The organism is Synechococcus sp. WH 7805 (assembly GCF_000153285.1).
In the GTDB taxonomy this organism is placed as follows: domain Bacteria; phylum Cyanobacteriota; class Cyanobacteriia; order PCC-6307; family Cyanobiaceae; genus Synechococcus_C.
This window is the reverse complement of record NZ_CH724168.1, coordinates 2,582,601-2,601,342: the sequence shown is the minus strand read 5'-3', so window position 1 is coordinate 2,601,342 and position 18,742 is coordinate 2,582,601. Positions and strand designations below refer to the sequence as shown.

Sequence of the window (18,742 nt, the reverse complement as noted above, 5' to 3'; positions counted from 1 at the left end):
TAACGATGAGCCTGGTATCGGAGAGGAAAGCCATTCAGCCTCTGCCTGTCCTGCAGGACAACATCATCTGGATCTGGTCACGTGGATCCGAGGCCGTGGTTGTGGATCCCGCCGTTGCAGAGCCGGTCATCCAGACACTTCAGCAGCAAAAGCTGACGTTGATTGCTGTGCTGCAGACCCATCACCATGCCGATCACATCGGCGGCACGCCCGCGTTGCTTGATCAGTGGCCTCAAGCCGCCGTGATCGCCTCAGGACAGGATCGACGGCGGATCCCTTTTCAGACCCAATCGGTCTCGGCCGGTACACGATTCCATTTGCTTGGCATGCCCGTGGACGTCATCGACGTACGGGCTCATACCAATGCCCATCTCGCCTTTGTCTTACCGGACGGCTGTTCGCCCGCTGAAACAACCCCTGCACTCTTCTGTGGCGACACCCTGTTCAGCGGAGGATGCGGACGACTGTTTGAGGGCTCTCCCGACGACATGCACAGGGCCTTGCAGAAACTCGCGGCCCTGCCTGAATCGACGCGTGTGTACTGCGCCCATGAATACACGGAGGGCAATCTCCACTGGGCCCGTGCACTCAAGCCTGATGACCAGGCGATCAAGGCTCGGCTCAGGGACGTGGTCGAACTGAGGAGCCATGGACAACTCACCGTGCCGAGCACGATTGGTGAAGAACGTCGATCAAATCTTTTTCTGCGAGCGGAATCTGCCGAAGAGCTCGGTGACCTGCGCAAACTCAAAGACGCCTGGTGAGGGCTTTAAGAGGCCGGCGCTGAGGATGCAAGAGCACGGTTGCCCCCGGTTGAAGTTGCAGATGGCATCGAAGGCCCCGATCGTGATCTTCCGCCAGTGGTCTCAGAAGTCGAAGCTGACGCTCACCACTCTGAACCCGATAAAGCCAGCCGTGGCCAAGGAACTCTCGTCCCATCACACAGTCTTCTCCGGAAGGGTCAGGGTGCAGGATGATGGCTTCTGGAGCGACGAGGACAGTGGCGTCCTCCGGCAGTGATTCCTCATCGAGGTCGCCTGGATCCCCCAGATCACCGAGGGGACATCGAAGACACCCGGCCGAGAGCTCTCGCCAAACTGGAAGCACATTGCTCTGCAACACGAAGCGGCCGACGAAGGGCGTGGCCGGTGACGCCACGAGTTCTCTTGGGCTGGCGCACTGATGCAGGGATCCATCACGCAAAACAGCCACGCGATGACAGATGGCCAAGGCCTCTTCGGGGTCGTGGGTGACTAGCACTCCGCTGGCGCCACAAGCACTAAGGACAGAGGGGAGCTCACTTCGCAGCCTTAGTCGAACCTCCACATCAAGATTGGAGAACGGCTCATCCAGAAGCACGACCGACGGAGCGGGTGCAAGGGCCCGAGCTAAAGCCAGCCGCTGCCGCTGGCCTCCCGAAAGTTCATGGGGATAGCGCTGCTGAAGACGCTCAAGGCCAAGGAGTTCCAAAAGCCACGAGGCCCGACTGGTATCCGCCCCCCGTCGCAGGCCGAAACAAGTGTTGTCCCATGCGTTGAGGTGCGGGAACAGGGCGTAATCCTGAAACACCATGCCAACACCGCGTCGCTCCGGCGGCAGGGATCTCTCTGGTGTGGCTACTTCACTTCCATGCAGACGCACCACACCACGGGTTGGAGTCTCAAATCCAGCAATCAGTCTCAACAGCGTGGTTTTACCGCAACCGGAAGGTCCCAACAGCCCCACCAACTCACCACTTTGAAGCTTGAGATCGATTGCCTGAAGGGTCCAATCATCAGCGGATCCGCCATAGCGATGCCAGAGACCATTGATCTCGACCGGCAAGGCCCCCATCGGCACAAAACGCGAAGATGCAGACACATTGTGAGCCTCAACCATGACTCTTTCTGCGATTCAGGCCGTTTATACCGATGCTGCTCCGGCTCCAGTCGGCCCCTACAACCAAGCGGTCCAGGCTGGCGGATGGCTTTACTGCTCAGGACAAATCCCTCTTGATCCTGCCAGTGGCGAAATGGTGGGAGAAGGCGATGTGGAGGCAGAAACACGCCAAGTCCTTCACAACCTTGATGCGGTACTGAAAGCAGCAGGCACCGATGGATCACGCGTGGTCCGCACAACGGTGTATCTGGTGGATCTCAACGACTTTCAGGTGGTGAATGCGATCTACGCCGAATGGTTCGGAGAGGGTGTCAGCCCGGCCAGAGCCTGTGTGCAGGTAGCTGCCTTGCCCAAAGGATCAAGGGTCGAGATCGATTGCATCGCCTGCCTCAGTTGAGCTGGGGACAATCCCGCATCCATCCACATTTCAACATGAAGTATCACGGCAAACGCAAGGCACACGCGTCCATCTTTTAAGTCTCTTGTGCCTTGCTGAACCTTGTCGTGGAGTCCCTTACCCAATCATTTGAAAAGGTTGTTCAGCAGGCTTCTGAGGAAGTCACGCCTTGGCTGAATGCCAGGGAAGAGGCAACGCGATCACTGGTCGCCAACGGCTGGCAGCGGCTGTATTCAGGGCTCACACCCCATCGAGCCAGTGTCACACTCCTTGACCCAAGCGAAAGCCTGCAGATCAGTCTGCAGATTCCTGTCGACGCCGATGGTGAAGCGCAGGGCGATTGGGATCTCTGGATCGAAGCCTGCCAAAGGCAACTCAGCCTTCCATTGAGAACCTGGCTGGAAGAGCAGGGCATTGAGCGGAGCACCCTGCGTCGTCTGAGCGGAACGGAGCGGAACGAATTGGAGGAACCGCTCGATCTGAAGGCGATGCTTCAGGTGGCTCACTGGCTGCAAGGTCCAATTGAAACGATCGAGAAGCTGGCAAAAGCGAACAGCAGCCAATTGGTCCTCCATCTCGCTGGCCTTGGCCCCAACAGCTGACCGACGGTTTCATAGGTTGAGGGTTGCACCTGAGCAATCCTCATGCCCCAGGCAAAGCTGACCATCGGCGAACTGGAAGCGGGTTACCCCTTGTACTGCAAGGCTTTACGGAGACTTTTGAAAGAAGGACGCGAGGTCAAAGAGATCGAGAAAACTGTCTGCTGGGGACACCTCGAGACCCTCAACCGCTGCCTTCCTGGTCGCTACAAAGCGCCGTCCTATCTCATGGCGTTAATCAGGCGGGACCTCGAGCAAGCCAGCCCCACCTGACCCTGCTCCTCAGCTCGCGGAAGGGGGCTCGATCTCGGTGAGAGGGATCGAAGGATCCTCCCCCTCCACCATCCCCTGAAACACACGACTGGCCAGCACATCTGCTGCTTCAATCGTCACAAGAGCATCCCGATCAAGAGGGCTGTGCATCTGGGAGAACAGGCGGTTCGCTTGCCTAAGACGAAGGCGATCCACCGCGTTACGCATGGAACGGGCGTTCGCGAAAAAAGGGAGCTGGCGTCGCCTGGAGATATAAGTCACGAACGCATCAGCAGCATCAGCGCTGAATTCGTATTGCTGCTGATGCAACAACAAGGTGGTGATTTGCAATAGCTCAGATTCACTGTAATCCGGAAAATCAATATGATGAGCGACACGTGAAGACAAGCCTGGATTAGAAAGGTAAAAATCATTCATCTTATCTTTATATCCAGCAAAAATCACAACGAGATCATTGCGCTGGCTCTCCATCTCCTGCAACAAGATTTCAATCGCTTCAGCGCCGTAATCACGTTCATTACCTGGCTTGTATAGATAATAAGCCTCATCAATAAATAGGACCCCTCCATGTGCCCTTTTGATCATCTCTTTCGTTTTAGGTGCTGTATGTCCAACGTATTGCCCCACTAAATCATCTCTAGTCACAGTAACGACATGGCCTTTTCGGAGGTAGCCCAAACGATGCAAAATCAGTGACATGCGAAGTGCCACCGTTGTTTTTCCTGTTCCCGGTTGCCCAGTAAAGGACATGTGAAGACTGGGTGCCGTACTGACTAGGTCAAGTTGACGTCGAGCCTGATCAACGAGAAGCAACGCTGCAATCTCGCGGATTCGAGTTTTGACTGGATGCAGGCCAATCAGTTCATGATCAAGCTGCTGAAGCAAGTCAGCAACACCAGAAGACTTATAAGAGGATGCGAGATCAATCAACGAGCTCATCAATGAGTTTCGCGAATGAATGGTCATCACTAGTCAGCACTGCATCAACGTCGTCGCTCACCGGCCGCAACGTGATGTTGACATAAGTTTTGCCAAAGCTGAGATCAGGGAAGCGATCTTGAGCTTCACTCAAGCAACCAAGACGATCAAGAAAGTCCCGAGTTTCAGCATAGGAAGAGAATTCAATGCGTTTTTCCAGACAAACCGGACGTTTGCGCTCAGTCCACTGATCCATCCTTTTGTCAGACCAACTGAAAGAAAGCTAGAGGAGAGCCCCACGCTGACATCCCATCAACCGACCGGCCCATGCCTCAGCATAGGCTCTGTTAGCCGCTTGATCACAAGGTTCCGGGCTTTCCAATGGATGAGGCATGGTGCCTGCAATAATGGCCGCGTTTGTGACGCAGAACATTGATTTCTGGAAGCTCACACAGATCTGCACGTGCACGTCAGCATCAGAGCGTCCATGAGACGCATACCAAACGTTCAGCTCCTCCGGGAGGTTTCTAAACATATCCTGCATGCAAAGGCTCGGAGGGATCCCAGCACCCATGCTGGGCACTGGATCGGCGTAGAGCGCCCCATACTTAAATTGGCTTTGATCGGGAGAGATCTGACGCGCCTGAGCGTTGTAAGACACCGTTCCAAGGAAAGGCATCCCGCGAAAAAAGACAGCCTCTACATAAGGAACCGCCACATCCACGAGGAAGGTAAGCCCAGCCTCGGGTGGTAGAAGCCACACGGATTCATCACCCAGGGTGACTTTGTAAGTAATCGGGCTTGCAGCTGCAGCAACGAGTCCATCCCGGATGTGATGGACAACATCGAGGACACAAGCCACTTCGCCGATTCGATACCGACGCGCGAGATCAATGAAAATATCACTCATCACCCGCCAAAACAGACCAAGGGCGTAGATCGTGGTCATCGAACGAATCGCCTCAGGGGCAAAGCCGGGATAAAGCCCGTTAACGAGGCGCAACAGAGGATCGCGACGGCTACGTAAACCAATCACCTGCTGACAGGCACTCTTGAAGGCATCCGAATCGAAATAGGCATCCATCCCGCCCGTGCCATGCCAAAACATCGCCTTCTGGCAGTATTCAGCATATTCAAAATTGATGCGATCACCAAGAAGATGAGACCAAAGACGATCTAAGGAAAAGCCTTCGTGAAAAAAACGTAGAACTGGAAAAGGATTGAGAAGCTGAGTATTTCCTTGATGAATCAAATTGCGACTATAAGCATCAAGAACGAGTCCGTAGCTTTCAAGAACATTGACCACCTGCAACAAGTGGTCAGGGGTATCAGCCAGGAGAGGGGTGTCTGAAAGGAGGCGCCGAACCAGCTCATCCTGATCAGGAAGAGCCTGAGCTGGGGTTTGAGGCAGCGACTGAGTGCTTGTGATCATGCGAAACCTCCAGATGGAACCAGCGAGGCAAGATCGCTCAGCTGCGTCGTGGCTGCTTGGCTGAGTCCAACCAGAAGGTGTGGAGCCAGTCCAAGGATCAGGATCAGCGCAGACATGGACAACGCTGGAAGTTGTTGAAACAAGGGCACCTTATCGAGAATATTCGGATTGAGAGTTTCGCCAGGAGCAGTTGCAAGGCGACCAAAAAACGCACGGTTAACCAGCAGCAGGAAATACACAGCAGTCAGACCGGAGCCGACCATGGACAAGAGGGTGGCCAAAGGGAAATGCTCGAAACTTCCTTTGAAGACCAGGAATTCAGCAATGAAACCTGCCATCCCAGGAATACCAGCACTGGCCATCACACCAATAATCATCAGTGTCCCTGTGAGAGGCAAACCCCGTTGAGGGTTGAGAAGTCCTCGAAGAACATTGAGATCACGCGTTCCTGTTTGCTGATAGACGATGCCGACCGCGAGAAAAAGCACAGCGGATATCAATCCATGACTCACCATCTGGAACAAAGCGCCCATAATCGCCAATGGCGTTGCAGCAGCTGCCGCAAGCAGCACATACCCCATGTGGCCAACCGAGCTGTAGGCCACCATGCGCTTCATGTCAGTCTGTGCAATGGCAGCCAGCGACCCGTAGAGCACTGAAATAGCAGCCCAGCCTGCTAACCAAGGGGCCGCCACAGACCAGGCTTCAGGAAAGAGTCCCAGGCAAAAGCGCAAGAGTCCGTAGGTGCCGAGCTTGAGAAGAACACCTGCCAGCAAAACTGAAACGGGCGTTGAAGCTTCGGTATGAGCATCAGGCAGCCAAGTGTGGAAGGGGAACAAGGGAATCTTGATGCCGAATCCAACGAGAAGAGCACCCATCAGCAACAGCTGGGTGAACAAACTCATCTGACCGACAAGAATTGGACGTATTCCAAAGTCAGCCGATCCAGTAACTAAGGCAATTCCAAGAAATGCACCCAGAATGAGTACACCAGAGACGGCAGTTATAATCAGAAACTTTGTCGATGCATAGGCTCGATTTGCACCACCCCAGATTGCGATCAGCAACCAAAGAGGGATCAACTCCAGTTCGTAAAAAATAAAAAACAGCAGCAGATTCTGAGCGAGAAAAGCACCATTAACCGCTCCACTGATCACCAACAGTAGTGAGAAATAAAGCCTCGAACGGTTATCAACTGAACGCGAAGCGAATGCAGCAACCAGGCAAAGAACTCCATTCATCAGCACCAGTGGCAGGGACAAGCCATCAACACCAAGGCTGAACTCAAGACCTACAACAGGGAGCCATGGAACGCTGTCAACCAATTGCTGGCCAGCCTCGCCCGCCTGAAAAGGAATTAACAAAGCAAAGCTATAAACACACTGAATAGCAAGGGTTAACAATGCAAGAAATCTATTTTTGCCGGAATCCTCAGGAGGGAGAACACTGATGACCAGCGCACCAAGGAAAGGAATTAAAAGAAGAATCGTAAGCATGACAGAGTCAGTTCAGGATCCAGCTAAGGGAGGAGAGAAGAATCACAATGGCCGCGATCACCGTGAGTACATAAGACTGAGTCTGCCCACTGATGCTGAGTTTGAGACCTTCAGCCGATTGAAGAGAGATTCGAGCCAAGCCGTGAAGCACACCATCAACAACAGTGCTGTCGAACCAACCTGCCAAACGAGAAAAGCTTGCCACGACATTAACAATGGTCACCCTGTAAAAACGCTCTGTGTAGAAATCATTTTCCAAAAGATCTTGAAGCCATCGCAAAATGGGATTAAGAGATCGGGACCAAGCCTTGTTCAGTGGGATCAAACCACCGATCGAAACGCCGATCACTCCACTGATGACCACCAGTGCTGCTGCCCATAGGGGGAATGCAAGAAGACCATCGAGGGACTCCAGACGAATTAGCAGGAATGGTGTTAGGAGCACAATCACTGCCAGCGCAACCATTGGCAGAGCCATCAACCAGTTCACCTCAGCGGCTCGCCTCGTCTTCGCGAGGGACTGACCAAGGAAGACCTGTCTGAAAACGCGAGTGAGATTGAGTGCCGTTAAAACATTTGTGATCAAGAACACAGGCACAAAAATCACCTCTCGAGCGCCAATCAGCTCAACCGCCTGTGCCAGACAGAGAAATCCCCCCAGCGGCAAAAGGCCGACAAGTCCAGCACCACCAATCAGGAATGAGCCTGTTGTCGCCGGCATGCGACTGGCCAAGCCACCAAGCTCGGTGATGTCCTGGCAATTGGTTGAAGCAATCACTCCCCCCACACTCATGGAGAGCAGTGCTTTCGAAACTGCATGAGCGTAAAGAAGTAGTAAGGCCAACACAGGGACCTGAAGGGAAATTGCGATAAAGACCAGGCCCAGATAAGCGGTTGTGGAATAGGAGAGTGTTCGCTTGATATCCACCTGAGCAATCGATACCAATGAACCACCAATGGCGCTGATCGCACCGATCACCTGAAGAACCACCAAGGTGACGGGAGCGTTTTGAAGAAGCGGCATTACCTTCAGCAGCACGATGGCACCACAAGTCACCACCACAGAATTGCGAAGAATGGACGCGGGGTTGGGACCTTCCATCGCTTCATCCAACCAGAGGTGCATGGGAAACTGTGCACACTTACCTGTAGGTCCAGCAATCAGTCCAAGCCCGAGAAGCGTTGCCGCAAGAGGAAGAAGTGTTCTCTGAGCAGACCAGCTGTAAAGATCCTCAAAGCTCGTCACGCCAGACCAAGCGGTCACTGCCACAACACTCATCAGCAGCAACACGTCTCCAACACGCTTGGTCAGAAAGGCATCTCGGGCTGCGGTAACAACAAGCGGCTGGGCATACCAAAATCCAACCAACAGATAGGTTGACAATGTAAGCATTTCCAGAAGGAAATAACTCTGAAAAAGCGAGTCACTCAGAACAACACCTGACATAGCCCCTTCGAAAAATCCAAGCAGCGCAAAGAAGCGAGCCAAAGCCCACTCTTTGTCCATGTATCCAAGTGAGTAAATCTGGGACAAGAGGCTCAATCCAGTGATCAGCTCAAGCGCAGATACATTCGTCAGAGAAAGGCTGAAACTGATCTCGAGATTCAGATCTGCCACGGAAAGCCAGGGCACTCGAATCAAAGCCGGCCCGGTGAGCATGACGTCTCTGAGCACCAAGCTGCCATGAATCACCGCAACCAGGGTGAGCAGAATGTTGAGATAAGCGGGAGGCTTGTGGGCATCTCGACGGAACCAGCCAAAGGCCCAGGGGAGAGAGACAATCATCCCGGCCAATCCGTAGAGAGGAATGAACCAGGCGGTCTGGAGTGGCAGCGTCAATGCTGAGGTCAAAGGAAACGAGACCGGGTCGATCTTCGTATGTCGTGTTGGCCGGGGAATCTACCCTGAAATGTCGAAAGGCGACATCTCTGATCAGCTACGTCGTCGCACATTGGTCGCCATGAGCGCGGGTTCTACTTCCTGATGCGGCCTGGCGATGATGTGAGCGGCAACGAGCCCGTCACCGACCCGCTCACAGGCGTCAGCCCCGGCACGCACGGCAGCATTCACAGCGCCGGTCTCTCCGCGCACCATCACGGTCACATAACCACCACCGACGTACTCACGACTGATGAGAGAGACCTCTGCAGCCTTGGTCATCGCATCAGCAGCCTCGATGGCAGGCACCATGCCACGCGTCTCGATCATGCCCAGAGCGATGCCCTTGATGGGCTGGGCCGCGGATGAGGACGTGGTCTCAGGCTTGGACACACTGCCCCGACCTCCGGAACCTGTCGCTGCACTGCCGCGTGTCGTGGAGCGACTGGCGGTTGCCCGGGTGACCGGTGAACTAGCCGCTGTCGAACCAGTGGATGCCGCTGGGGTGGAGCTAGCAGCCGGATCTGGAGAGGTGGAAGCAGGTGTAGCCACAGGATTCACATCAACGGTCTTGTTCGCAGCGGCACTGCTGCGGGTGGTGCGGCGACGGGGAGAAGGGGATGGAGTGGCCATGGGGTTAACGGTGTGGAAGCGGAACGGAAACGGAGGAGAGAGGGGAAAACTCCCTATCCGTCCGGATTCCAGTGATCAATGATCCCGCCGATTGTCAGATCGGTCAGGACCGTGTTGTCGGGGCAGGCATGTCGGGCGGCAGAGCCACTGGCGGTGAACACCCAGTTGCCCTCTCGGGCACCCACAGGATCCACTGCCACCAGTTTTTTGCCCTTGGAATTGCACAAGACGCGCAGGTGCATGTGATCCAATCCCGCCACACGGAAGGTGCAGACCAGAGTTCCCATCACCTGCATAATCTCCATCAGCCAGCCGCTCCTCCCGCTGGATTCGCTGCGGGGGCAGACGTTGGTGCTGGTGCAGGCGCTGAGGTTGGTGCAGGCGCAGGGGTTGGGGACTTGGGAGGGTCTGGTTCCCAGTGGTCGATGATTCCCACAATTGTGAGATCGCTGGGATACGACTTACTCCCGGCGGCTTCGCGGGCAGCAGAACTGCTGACACAGATGACCCAGTCGCCTGGTTTGGCGCCTACAGCATCCACCGCCACTTTTTTGGTACTGCCGTCTTGCACAACCTGAAGATGCTTGTGCTCGAAATCAGGAATCCGGTTAGTGGAGACCAGCGGCTTGATGACCTTGACGATCAACATGATCAGTGAGCCTCCTGTTGAACGGGATCGAGTGTTGAACCAACGACAACGGCGGAATGAGGTTGATCGCGGTCGCGGATGGTGAGCAGCGTATGAAGCAGTCCCTGACTCACCAAAGGTTCATAACGATCGTTGATCGCCGACTGGATGCGATGACAATCAGCAATCGCTCGATCACGGGCACCTGGAACCTTTCCTGAGTAGTCGAAACGCACCACAACTGGAATCGGAAGATCACGGGATACATTCAGACCTTTGAAGATCTTCACTCCCACATCCAGATCAGGAGCTCCCTGTTCCACCGTATCAAGGTGAGCAAAATACGTGAGATTGCGAAGATGAACCTCCTTGAATCCAATACCAACGCCAATGAATCGTTCGGCATGACCTGCGTCGGGATAGGGGCCGCGGTGCAAAGCACGGACATAGTCCTGCTGAGAAAAGTTATTAACCAGAAGCTGTGAAACAAAACGCACCATGCCCGGATCAGGAGCCGCTGCAACATGCGTAGTGACAGCAGCTTTCACGGCTTCATGCGCCTGCTCTGATGTCAAGGACACCGTGCTGTCGTACAGCGCCCTGGCACATAACCATTGGTCAACACGGATCTCACCCTGCTGATCGGGAACATGGACACGGATCGCATCCGTATCGGTGTCTAAACCGATCAGAAGTAAATCAACAGACGCTCCGCAGCAAAAACTATTTTCAACAGCCTCTCTGAAATCAAGTAGGCGACGAAGCCCGGACGATGCCGCTAAACCATCGTCACTTCCATGCGCTGCACATCCCTGATGGAGAGGATCAACTGAGCTGAAGTGATACGCCACCATTTTCAGATAACGCGTTGAAGCATGAGCTTCATTCGGAATCTGCTCTCGGAAACGTCGATGTTCGGTCTTGACCCAGCGATTGACAGTGTTCTCAATATCGAACATCGCACCAGCGTGGGAACGTCGGCGAACAGAGCTGAAAGGAATGCGCAGGGCATAAGCAATGGTGTGCGCTAGCCGACCATCAGCACAGGGAGTGACATCCAGTAAATGGAATCCACACTCGAGGAGAAATGAATCAAATGCCTGAGCATTTGAACTCCCCACAGCGCTCTTCAGAGGATCCTCCTGAAAGAAGTGATCGCTGAACTGCTGGTGAGATTGAAAAACACACCAGGCGAACAACGCTCGCATATCCAGGGGACGGACCCAGGACTTTTCAAGAATGTGATCCGGCAGATCAAATCCCAGTTCGGCTCGAGCCAGACGTTGGGCCTGCGACAGGAAATCTGGCTCATGCTGCAGGACCGCCACCTGCTTGAGCACAGGAACAATCCGATCAAATCGTCCTTTGATCTCAGTCTCATAAGCCTGAAGATCACGGTTCTGCTGTTGATCCGTCAGAGGGTGAAGATCAACGGTCCATGGAAGAGACGAGCGGCTGAGATTGACAGTCGAACGCGATGGCTGAGAGACCTTCTTGACCCAGCCAGGCTGCTGGGTTGAAGGTCGGGGACGGTCTTGCTGAGTGCGAACTCGCCCAGCAGCGACTGAACCAGAGTTAAGAACTGCAGCCTTACCAGCGGTGGTCAACGCTTGTCGGCGTTGCAGCGCTGAAGAACGCGTCTCGGATCGGGTTAACGGAATGGAGGACCCTGGAGATGATGACGGTTGGTCATCCTGAGAAAACAGTTGACGCCGCGTCGGAGCCGTGGGCGCCTGAGGTCGCCCGCCGCGGAGAGGCATGGAGCGAACCATCAGATCCTCAACCCCGTGCGCCGCCAGACACTGTGATCAGAGATCCCTTGTCGGTATTGCCGCTGGAACCTGTGACACGACTGACAGGCCAGTCGGTTTCTTGATTGCGCTTGCGCTCGAAAGGTGGCATCGCACCCATCGCCCCGGTGCGGCTGGGATTGCGCCGACGGGCGGAAGCGCCCTCGGTGCCGGTGACGTGCTCACCACGGTCCCAGTCATCACCAGTCACTTTCCTCGCTGAACCTTCACCGGTGACCCGGGAGACCTGACGTAGATCCTCATCCATGGTCACCGGAGCCTCAGCCACTGGCGGAGTGGCTTGAAAATGACGACGCTGGAATTCGCGATTGTCGAAGCGGAACTGCTCGGTGCCGGTGACCTTGCCACCGGCCATGTCAAAAGGGCCGGTGATGCGGTTGCCCTGCTCGTAAGAAGTTCCAGTGACAGCACCCTGGGCATCGCGCTGTTGCTGGGCGGCGCGGGCAGGGGACATCACGCTGAAGCGAGTCCAGGCTGCACCCTCGGGGGATTGACCGTGGGTCTCTGTACCTGCGGGAGATTCATCACCACAGGCCTGGGCAAGCTGGTCTGCGCCCACATAGGGAGTACCGGTGACAGCTTCGCAGGCACCTTTTTCGTCGCCCGTCATCACACCACCCACACCGGGCTGAATACCGGTCATGGCTGCCGACGGCGTACCGAGACGCACAGGGGTGCGTTCGCGAATGGCCTGCACAGCTGGAGTACCGCAGTGTTGGCCGGCCTGCTCAAGACCTGCATAGGGAGTGCCGGTGACAGCCTGGCAACTGCCGGGCTCATCGCCAGTCACACGCTCCGAACGACCGGTGCGGGTGCCGCTCACCACCTGGTTGCGGTTGGTGATGCTGAAGCCGACTTTGGCAGCTTCAGGTTCAGGCTTGCTGCCGCAGAAGGCATTCACCTGTTCTGCACTGATGTATTGATCGCCAGTCACGCGATGGCATGAGCCGAACTCATCGCCTGTCACCTGAGAGGACCGGCCCACCATGGTGCCGGTGACACCTGTGCCGGAGAGAGTTCCCGACAGGCCAACCTTGGCGGCAGGACGACCGTCAGGGAGGGGATCAGACCCGAGGTATTGATCACCGGTGAGATTGCGGCCAGCGCCAGCCTCATCACCGGTGACACTGGAGGAACGGCCCACCATCACCCCACTCACAGGACGCCCTTGCTGGGTGAGGCTATGGCCCACCTTGCGAGGTGAAACCTGCGAGCTACCGCAGTAGGCAGCGGACTGGTTGGCCGAGATGTATTCAGTACCCGTTACGTTTTTGCAAGTCCCGGGCTCATCACCGGTGACTTTGTCGGAGCGACCAACCTCGTTACCGGTGACCCGGTTGCCATGACTGGTGGCGGACACTCGCACCTTGGCGGGGGTGGTGGGCTCAGGTGCCTGCTGGCAGAACGTCTGGAACACCTCAGCGCCCAGATATTCGGTACCCGTGATCGAACGGCAAGTGCTGGCTTCGTTGCCAGTGGTCTTGACCGAACGGTTGGCTTGCGTGCCTGTGACGGTCTGGCCTGAGGTGGTGGTGCTTTCACCCACCTTCCAATGCGCATCGGCAGCAGCAGCCTGTTTGGCACCGTGACGGTTCGGGCCAGTGGGCCGGGTCACACCGGCGCTTTGCTTGTTGCGGGCACCGGCCTTCGTGCGCAGCTCGCGCACCTGCTGAGCGAGCTCTCGGCTGGTGAGGTCTGGATTGGCCTGGCGAGCCACAGCCGCAGCACTAGTGGGCTGTTTACCTGCGGTTTTGCCATGCTTCGACATGGCGTCTCGTCGAGCGAGCACAAGAGCACGACTCGGGTTCTCGATAGCGCGACGCTTTGGCGTCGCTGAACGACGCTCCGTGCGAGCGGACAGCTTGGGTGCCGATGCACTCAGTGAAGTCAGTGCAGTCTTCTCAACAGCACGCTTGCCACCGCAGCCACAGCTCTTGGTGGATTCCGCTGGTGCAGCCGCTGGTGCAGCCGCTTTGGTTTGACGGGCGACATCTGCTCGGCTGCGATCGCGGCTGGTGTCAGCGGTCTTACCGCGGCGCGACAGGGCCTCACGACGGGCCAGCACTAGATCCCGGCTGGGATGACGCTGGGGCTTCACCTGAGAACTGCGGGAAGGGGACGCCGGTGTAAACGACACCTTGGGTTTCACGGGAGCGGCAACAGCTGGAGCAGTGGGCTCAACAGCGGCAGCAGCCTCCGTACGGGTGGGACGTGCGTCGGCGGCAGTGCGCACGCGATTGGCACCATCTCTTGCAGCCACAGAGGACTTCTTACCGGAGGTGGTCAGCGCCTTGCGGCGCTCGAGTGCGAGTTCGCGACTGGAAAGTCTTGCCATGTCCGCCCGAGGGTGTCGTCGTGAAGTGGAGGGGCACCTGCCCCTCCTGAAAAAACTGGAGCCCTGAGCAGTTCAGGGCTCGGAACCAAAGGTTCGAAGGATCAGCGTCCTTCGAAAACCACGAAGCAGGCACCCTGGCTCTGGGTGTAAGCGTCGTAACCGACGATGCGAACGTGGTGGTCGGGGTAAGCGCGATGGCAAGCCTCGAGCTCACTCACAACAACGTTGAGGTCCTTCTCACCGAAGAAGGGGAGCTTCCAATAGGACCAGTACGTGGCCATGGAGTTGCTGGGGTGGACGTGCTCGACGAGCGGGCTCCAACCCTGGGCAATGATGTACGCGATCTGGTCGTAGATCTCGTCCTGGGTCATCGGCGGGAGAAAGCCGAAGGTCTCCAGGGTGGCGACTGTTTGATAGTCACCCACGGTGCTCTGGAAAGGCATGGGGATCCTGGTTGTAAAAAAAGGGTTGGGCCGGTTGCATCAACCGGCCGTAGAAACGATCAGTTCTGAACGTCGAGCTTGTCGACGGTGTCGAACTCGAACTTGATCTCCTTCCAGGTCTCGAGGGCGATCGCCAGCTCAGGGCTGTGCTTGCCGGCTTCCATAAGGATGTCGCGGCTCTCTTTCTCGAGATGACGGCCGGCGTTGCGGGCCTTGACGCAGGCCTCGAGGGCCACGCGGTTGGCCGCAGCACCTGCAGCGGAACCCCAGGGGTGACCGTGGGTACCACCACCGAACTGCAGAACGGAGTCGTCGCCGAAGATGGTGACCAGGGCAGGCATGTGCCACACGTGGATACCGCCGGAAGCAACGGCGAACACGCCAGGCATGGAACCCCAGTCCTGATCGAAGAAGTTGCCGCGGCTGCGGTCTTCGGGCACGAAGGATTCGCGCAGCTGGTCGATGTAGCCGAGGGTGGTCTGACGATCACCTTCCAGCTTTCCGACCACGGTGCCGGTGTGGAGCTGGTCACCACCGGACAGACGCAGACACTTGGCCAGAACGCGGAAGTGGATGCCGTGCTTGGGGTGACGGTCGATCACCGCGTGCATGGCGCGGTGGATGTGCAGCAACATGCCGTTCTTGCGGCACCACTTCGACAAACCGGTGTTGGCCGTGAAGCCACCGGTGATGAAGTCGTGCATGATGATCGGCATGCCGAGTTCCTTGGCGAACTCAGCGCGCTCGTACATCTCTTCGGGAGTGTTGGCGGTCACGTTGAGGTAGTGACCCTTGCGCTCTCCGGTCTCCTGCTCGGACAGCTTGATGGCTTCCGCAACGAATTCGAAGCGGTTCTGCCAACGCTGGAAGGGCTGGGAGTTGATGTTCTCGTCGTCTTTGGTGAAGTCCAGACCACCGCGCAGGCACTCATAGACAACACGGCCGTAGTTCTTACCGCTCAGGCCGAGCTTCGGCTTGATGGTGCAACCCAGCAGTGGACGTCCGTACTTGTTCATCCGGTCGCGCTCGACCTGGATGCCGTTCGGCGGGCCGTAGCAGCTCTTGATGAACGCCATCGGGAAGCGGATGTCTTCCAGGCGCAGGTGGCGAAGAGCCTTGAAACCGAACACGTTGCCGACCAGGGAGGTCAGAACGTTGGTGATGGAACCCTCTTCGAACAGGTCGAGGGGGTAGGCGATGAAGGCATAGAAAGACTCCTTGTCACCAGGGACGTCTTCGATGCGGTAGCAACGGCCTTTATAGAAGTCGAGATCGGTGAGGAGCTCGGACCACACAGTGGACCAGGTGCCGGTGGAGGATTCAGCAGCCACAGCAGCGGCAACTTCTTCCTTGGGCACACCGTCTTGGCCGGTGCACTTGAAGCAGGCCAGCAGGTCGGTGTCGAGGGGGACGTAATCAGGAGTCCAGTAGGTATCCCTGTACTCCTTGACCCCAGCGTCGTACTTCTTGCTCATGGGAAATCTCCGTTAGGTCGGTGAAGAGGTTGAGACGTTCGCGTGCCTCATCAGAGGCTCAGCGGAAGATCTCAGTCCTTCTGACCGATGAAGTTGCCGTTGCCCAGAGCAGGCTCTACTTCGCGGTGGGGGCGGGCAATGATGTGAGCAGCGACCAGGCCGTCGCCGACACGTTCGCAAGCATCGGCGCCAGCACGCACAGCAGCGTTCACAGCGCCGGTTTCGCCGCGCACCAGAACGGTGACGTAGCCGCCGCCGACGAACTCACGACCGATCAGGCGCACTTCGGCAGCCTTGGTCATGGCATCAGCTGCCTCGATGGCGGGGACCAGACCGCGGGTCTCGATCATGCCGAGGGCGATGCCCATGGTTTCGTTAGCCATTGCCTACCGGGAAAGGGGGTGGAATGTTCGCCGCTGAGCCTGCTCTGCCAAAGGCCTGGCCGTCAAGCGATCTGGAGAACTCTCGAGATCACTGTCCATAGTGAACTTCATAAGCTCCACTGATCAGCCTGTCTATGACTGATGGGAACAGCTGCTGGTGTATCGCGTGAGCACCTGAACACATTGGGTTGCCGACGACGGCAAAAGTCTTTGTTTACAAAAAAACATGCCTCAAGAGGGGGTTGGTTGCCCCGTTGATCCCACACAATGGAACCCTTCAGAGGGGGTTCTTTGCGCAGGCTGATCATCGCCAGTGGCAATCCACACAAAGTGGCGGAGATTGAAGCCATGCTCGGTCCGATCAACGTGGACGTGAGCCGCCAGCCTGCGGATCTTGATGTGGAGGAAACAGGAAGCACTTATCTCGAAAACGCTCGCCTGAAAGCTCTCGCCGCCGCTCTGCGAACAGGATGCTGGGCGCTTGCCGACGATTCCGGCTTGGAAGTCGACGCTCTTGACGGTGCTCCTGGGCTCTTCACGGCAAGGTTCGCCGCATCGGACCACGACAAGCTGGAACGCCTTCAAGCGGCGATGGCCGACATTCCCTACCGAAGCGCATGCTTCCGCAGCGCCATGGTGCTCTGCTCACCGGAGGGGACCTGTGATGAGGAAGCTGAAGGGTTCTGCTGGGGTGAATTGCTCCATACCCCTGCCTATCCGGGTGGAGGGATTGAATCCCTGTTCTGGGTTCGTGAAGCAGGCTGCAGTTACGGCCAACTCAACGCCTCCCAGCTCTCGAGGCTGGGCAGTCGCGGAAAAGCCGCACGCAATTTGGCTCAAGGCCTGCGTAGACGCCTCAATTTGGACTGAAATCAGCGCAGTGTTGAACGTCGATTCACCAAGTCGATGGCTCGCATGGCGGCGGCAGCGGCCTCTTCAACATCACCTTCTCGCCCCGCCAGGGTGAGACGTCCGAATGCACCCACCGCTTTCACATCCACCAATGTGATGTTGGAAGCCTTCTCGGCTTCATTGGCTGCGATCAGCACGTAACCAGCTGGTTCCGTTTCGAGGATGAACATGCTCATCCCCGCCTCAATCATCGAGCCCCGTCGATTTTGCCGATTAATCAGCACCGCATGGTCAGGTGTAATCGCACGAATCACCTCAGTCCAGCTCACCTCAGCCGGACTGCGCTGGTCGATGGAGCTGCCGATCGCCTCGAGAACCACATCTCCGGAGTGAAGCACTGTGCTCTGATCGCGGTGATACAAGGCCATGGAGCCGAAAGCCCGCTCCACCACCATCTGTCCGAGCCGCACATTGCTGGCCTTCAGGGCGATGTCAGTGACACGATGAACGGCCATTCCCGGTGACACTTCCATCCAGAGACAGGCATCTCCTGGGATCGGAAGAAAACCTTGGCTGACAGACCCCATATACGCCGCTAGTTGGGGCTGGAGGGAGTCAATGAAGACATGCGTGCGCAGTTCGATCGACTGCACATGGCTGTTTCGGCGGGTAAAGCGTGACGATTCGGAATCAGTGGTAACAACGCAGCTGGCTCCACTCGCGGAAGGATGAACTTCCGTACCGGTAACGAGGGCGCTGCCGCCGACGCGCCGCTCCCTGGCATCGAAGCCGGCGAAACGATTCATGGCGCGGATCTTACCGGAAGCCGACTGTGAGCAAGGGCTTTGCGCTTGCGTCGCTGAAGCCAGCCGATACCTTCAGCCCACATGCATCAAGACCGATGACCTCGACACAGGAGCCCCGCCTGAACGATGGAAATCCAGCCACTGAACTGAATGCCGAACAGGCGCTCGGACTGGTGAGCTATGGCCTGATGCAGCGTTTGGCCCGAGAAGGACACGCCGAACTGCCTTGGTTGCCATCCCAAAACGAAAACAAAGCCCAGACCCTGCATCAACTGCGGCAACGGCTGGAGCTCACCGCATTGGCTCTGGAGACCGGAGCACCACTGAGTACTGCGGAAGTGGGTTTCCTGCTCGGTGCCCGACCTGGAACCGAACAGGTAGAGCGCGGTGGGCTGTGCGCCAAGCGCGTGAGCCGCAATGTCTGGCGGCTCACGAAAATCGAAGTTTCTGACGAGAGATCGGGCGGAAGCTATGGCGATGACCGCTTCCGCCGTCGCCTCTGAA

Annotated in this window: 21 protein-coding genes; 6 read left to right on the top strand and 15 right to left on the bottom strand. The window is 56.9% G+C overall.

Going from position 1 to position 18,742, the window contains the following annotated elements:
* The first annotated feature begins 5 nt into the window (after nt 1–5).
* A complete protein-coding gene (gloB, locus tag WH7805_RS13330) occupies nt 6–764 on the top strand; it encodes a hydroxyacylglutathione hydrolase (protein WP_006043666.1) in 759 nt (252 codons plus the stop codon).
* Here the strand turns inward: gloB and WH7805_RS13325 are convergent.
* Nucleotides 748–1,878, bottom strand: a complete 1,131-nt coding sequence (locus tag WH7805_RS13325) for an ABC transporter ATP-binding protein (protein WP_006043665.1) — start codon at nt 1,876–1,878, stop codon at nt 748–750. The genes gloB and WH7805_RS13325 overlap by 17 nt on opposite strands.
* Here WH7805_RS13325 and WH7805_RS13320 point away from each other — a divergent pair.
* The 3 genes from WH7805_RS13320 (at nt 1,877) to WH7805_RS13310 (ending at nt 3,147) form a co-directional block, all read left to right on the top strand.
* Nucleotides 1,877–2,275 (top strand): RidA family protein, encoded by a 399-nt coding sequence (locus tag WH7805_RS13320; RefSeq protein WP_006043664.1) that lies wholly within the window; start codon nt 1,877–1,879, stop codon nt 2,273–2,275. The two genes, WH7805_RS13325 and WH7805_RS13320, sit on opposite strands and share 2 nt — an antisense overlap.
* Nucleotides 2,276–2,382: 107 nt before the next feature.
* Nucleotides 2,383–2,877, top strand: a complete 495-nt coding sequence (locus WH7805_RS13315) for a hypothetical protein (protein WP_156783723.1) — start codon at nt 2,383–2,385, stop codon at nt 2,875–2,877.
* A gap of 42 nt (nt 2,878–2,919) precedes the next feature.
* Nucleotides 2,920–3,147: a DUF3136 domain-containing protein gene (locus tag WH7805_RS13310; protein WP_006043662.1), complete on the top strand. Its 228-nt coding sequence runs from the start codon at nt 2,920–2,922 to the stop codon at nt 3,145–3,147.
* Nucleotides 3,148–3,156: 9 nt separating this feature from the next.
* Here WH7805_RS13310 and cbbX read toward each other — a convergent pair whose 3' ends face one another.
* The 13 genes from cbbX to WH7805_RS13245 all read right to left on the bottom strand — a co-directional run bounded on the left by cbbX (nt 3,157) and on the right by WH7805_RS13245 (nt 16,580).
* Nucleotides 3,157–4,086, bottom strand: a complete 930-nt coding sequence (cbbX, locus tag WH7805_RS13305) for a CbbX protein (RefSeq protein WP_006043661.1) — start codon at nt 4,084–4,086, stop codon at nt 3,157–3,159.
* Nucleotides 4,070–4,321, bottom strand: coding sequence for a 4a-hydroxytetrahydrobiopterin dehydratase (locus WH7805_RS13300; RefSeq protein WP_006043660.1), 252 nt, complete (start codon nt 4,319–4,321; stop codon nt 4,070–4,072). Before WH7805_RS13300 ends, cbbX begins: the two co-directional genes overlap by 17 nt.
* 27 nt (nt 4,322–4,348) lie before the next feature.
* Nucleotides 4,349–5,497, bottom strand: a complete 1,149-nt coding sequence (locus WH7805_RS13295; protein WP_006043659.1) for a CO2 hydration protein — start codon at nt 5,495–5,497, stop codon at nt 4,349–4,351.
* Nucleotides 5,494–6,993 (bottom strand): NADH-quinone oxidoreductase subunit M, encoded by a 1,500-nt coding sequence (locus WH7805_RS13290; RefSeq protein WP_006043658.1) that lies wholly within the window; start codon nt 6,991–6,993, stop codon nt 5,494–5,496. The genes WH7805_RS13295 and WH7805_RS13290 overlap by 4 nt, the downstream gene beginning before the upstream one ends.
* A gap of 7 nt (nt 6,994–7,000) precedes the next feature.
* The gene (locus tag WH7805_RS13285) at nt 7,001–8,845 is read right to left on the bottom strand and encodes an NAD(P)H-quinone oxidoreductase subunit F (protein ID WP_038004764.1); all 1,845 of its coding nucleotides are present in this window, start codon (nt 8,843–8,845) and stop codon (nt 7,001–7,003) included.
* Nucleotides 8,846–8,926: 81 nt separating this feature from the next.
* Nucleotides 8,927–9,505: a BMC domain-containing protein gene (locus tag WH7805_RS15140; protein ID WP_006043656.1), complete on the bottom strand. Its 579-nt coding sequence runs from the start codon at nt 9,503–9,505 to the stop codon at nt 8,927–8,929.
* Nucleotides 9,506–9,558: 53 nt separating this feature from the next.
* Complete coding sequence (locus WH7805_RS13275) at nt 9,559–9,810, bottom strand: carboxysome peptide B (protein WP_006043655.1); 252 nt, start codon at nt 9,808–9,810, stop codon at nt 9,559–9,561.
* Nucleotides 9,810–10,154, bottom strand: coding sequence for a carboxysome peptide A (locus tag WH7805_RS13270; protein WP_006043654.1), 345 nt, complete (start codon nt 10,152–10,154; stop codon nt 9,810–9,812). The genes WH7805_RS13275 and WH7805_RS13270 overlap by 1 nt, the downstream gene beginning before the upstream one ends.
* Before the next feature lie 2 nt (nt 10,155–10,156).
* Nucleotides 10,157–11,905: a carboxysome shell carbonic anhydrase gene (locus tag WH7805_RS13265; RefSeq protein WP_006043653.1), complete on the bottom strand. Its 1,749-nt coding sequence runs from the start codon at nt 11,903–11,905 to the stop codon at nt 10,157–10,159.
* A gap of 7 nt (nt 11,906–11,912) precedes the next feature.
* Nucleotides 11,913–14,279, bottom strand: coding sequence for a CsoS2 family carboxysome shell protein (locus tag WH7805_RS13260; protein ID WP_006043652.1), 2,367 nt, complete (start codon nt 14,277–14,279; stop codon nt 11,913–11,915).
* 101 nt (nt 14,280–14,380) lie between these two features.
* Entirely contained in the window at nt 14,381–14,722 is a 342-nt protein-coding gene (locus WH7805_RS13255; protein WP_006043651.1) for a ribulose bisphosphate carboxylase small subunit, read from the bottom strand.
* A gap of 59 nt (nt 14,723–14,781) precedes the next feature.
* Nucleotides 14,782–16,197, bottom strand: coding sequence for a form I ribulose bisphosphate carboxylase large subunit (locus tag WH7805_RS13250; protein WP_006043650.1), 1,416 nt, complete (start codon nt 16,195–16,197; stop codon nt 14,782–14,784).
* Between the two features lie 71 nt (nt 16,198–16,268).
* Nucleotides 16,269–16,580: a BMC domain-containing protein gene (locus tag WH7805_RS13245; protein WP_006043649.1), complete on the bottom strand. Its 312-nt coding sequence runs from the start codon at nt 16,578–16,580 to the stop codon at nt 16,269–16,271.
* Between the two features lie 267 nt (nt 16,581–16,847).
* On the opposite strand from WH7805_RS13245, the gene WH7805_RS13240 reads away from it, so the two are divergent.
* Entirely contained in the window at nt 16,848–17,450 is a 603-nt protein-coding gene (locus WH7805_RS13240) for a non-canonical purine NTP pyrophosphatase (protein ID WP_006043648.1), read from the top strand.
* A gap of 2 nt (nt 17,451–17,452) precedes the next feature.
* Here WH7805_RS13240 and WH7805_RS13235 read toward each other — a convergent pair whose 3' ends face one another.
* Nucleotides 17,453–18,238, bottom strand: a complete 786-nt coding sequence (locus WH7805_RS13235) for a BMC domain-containing protein (RefSeq protein ID WP_006043647.1) — start codon at nt 18,236–18,238, stop codon at nt 17,453–17,455.
* 95 nt (nt 18,239–18,333) lie between these two features.
* On the opposite strand from WH7805_RS13235, the gene WH7805_RS13230 reads away from it, so the two are divergent.
* Complete coding sequence (locus WH7805_RS13230) at nt 18,334–18,741, top strand: hypothetical protein (RefSeq protein WP_006043646.1); 408 nt, start codon at nt 18,334–18,336, stop codon at nt 18,739–18,741.
* Nucleotide 18,742 lies beyond the last annotated feature (1 nt).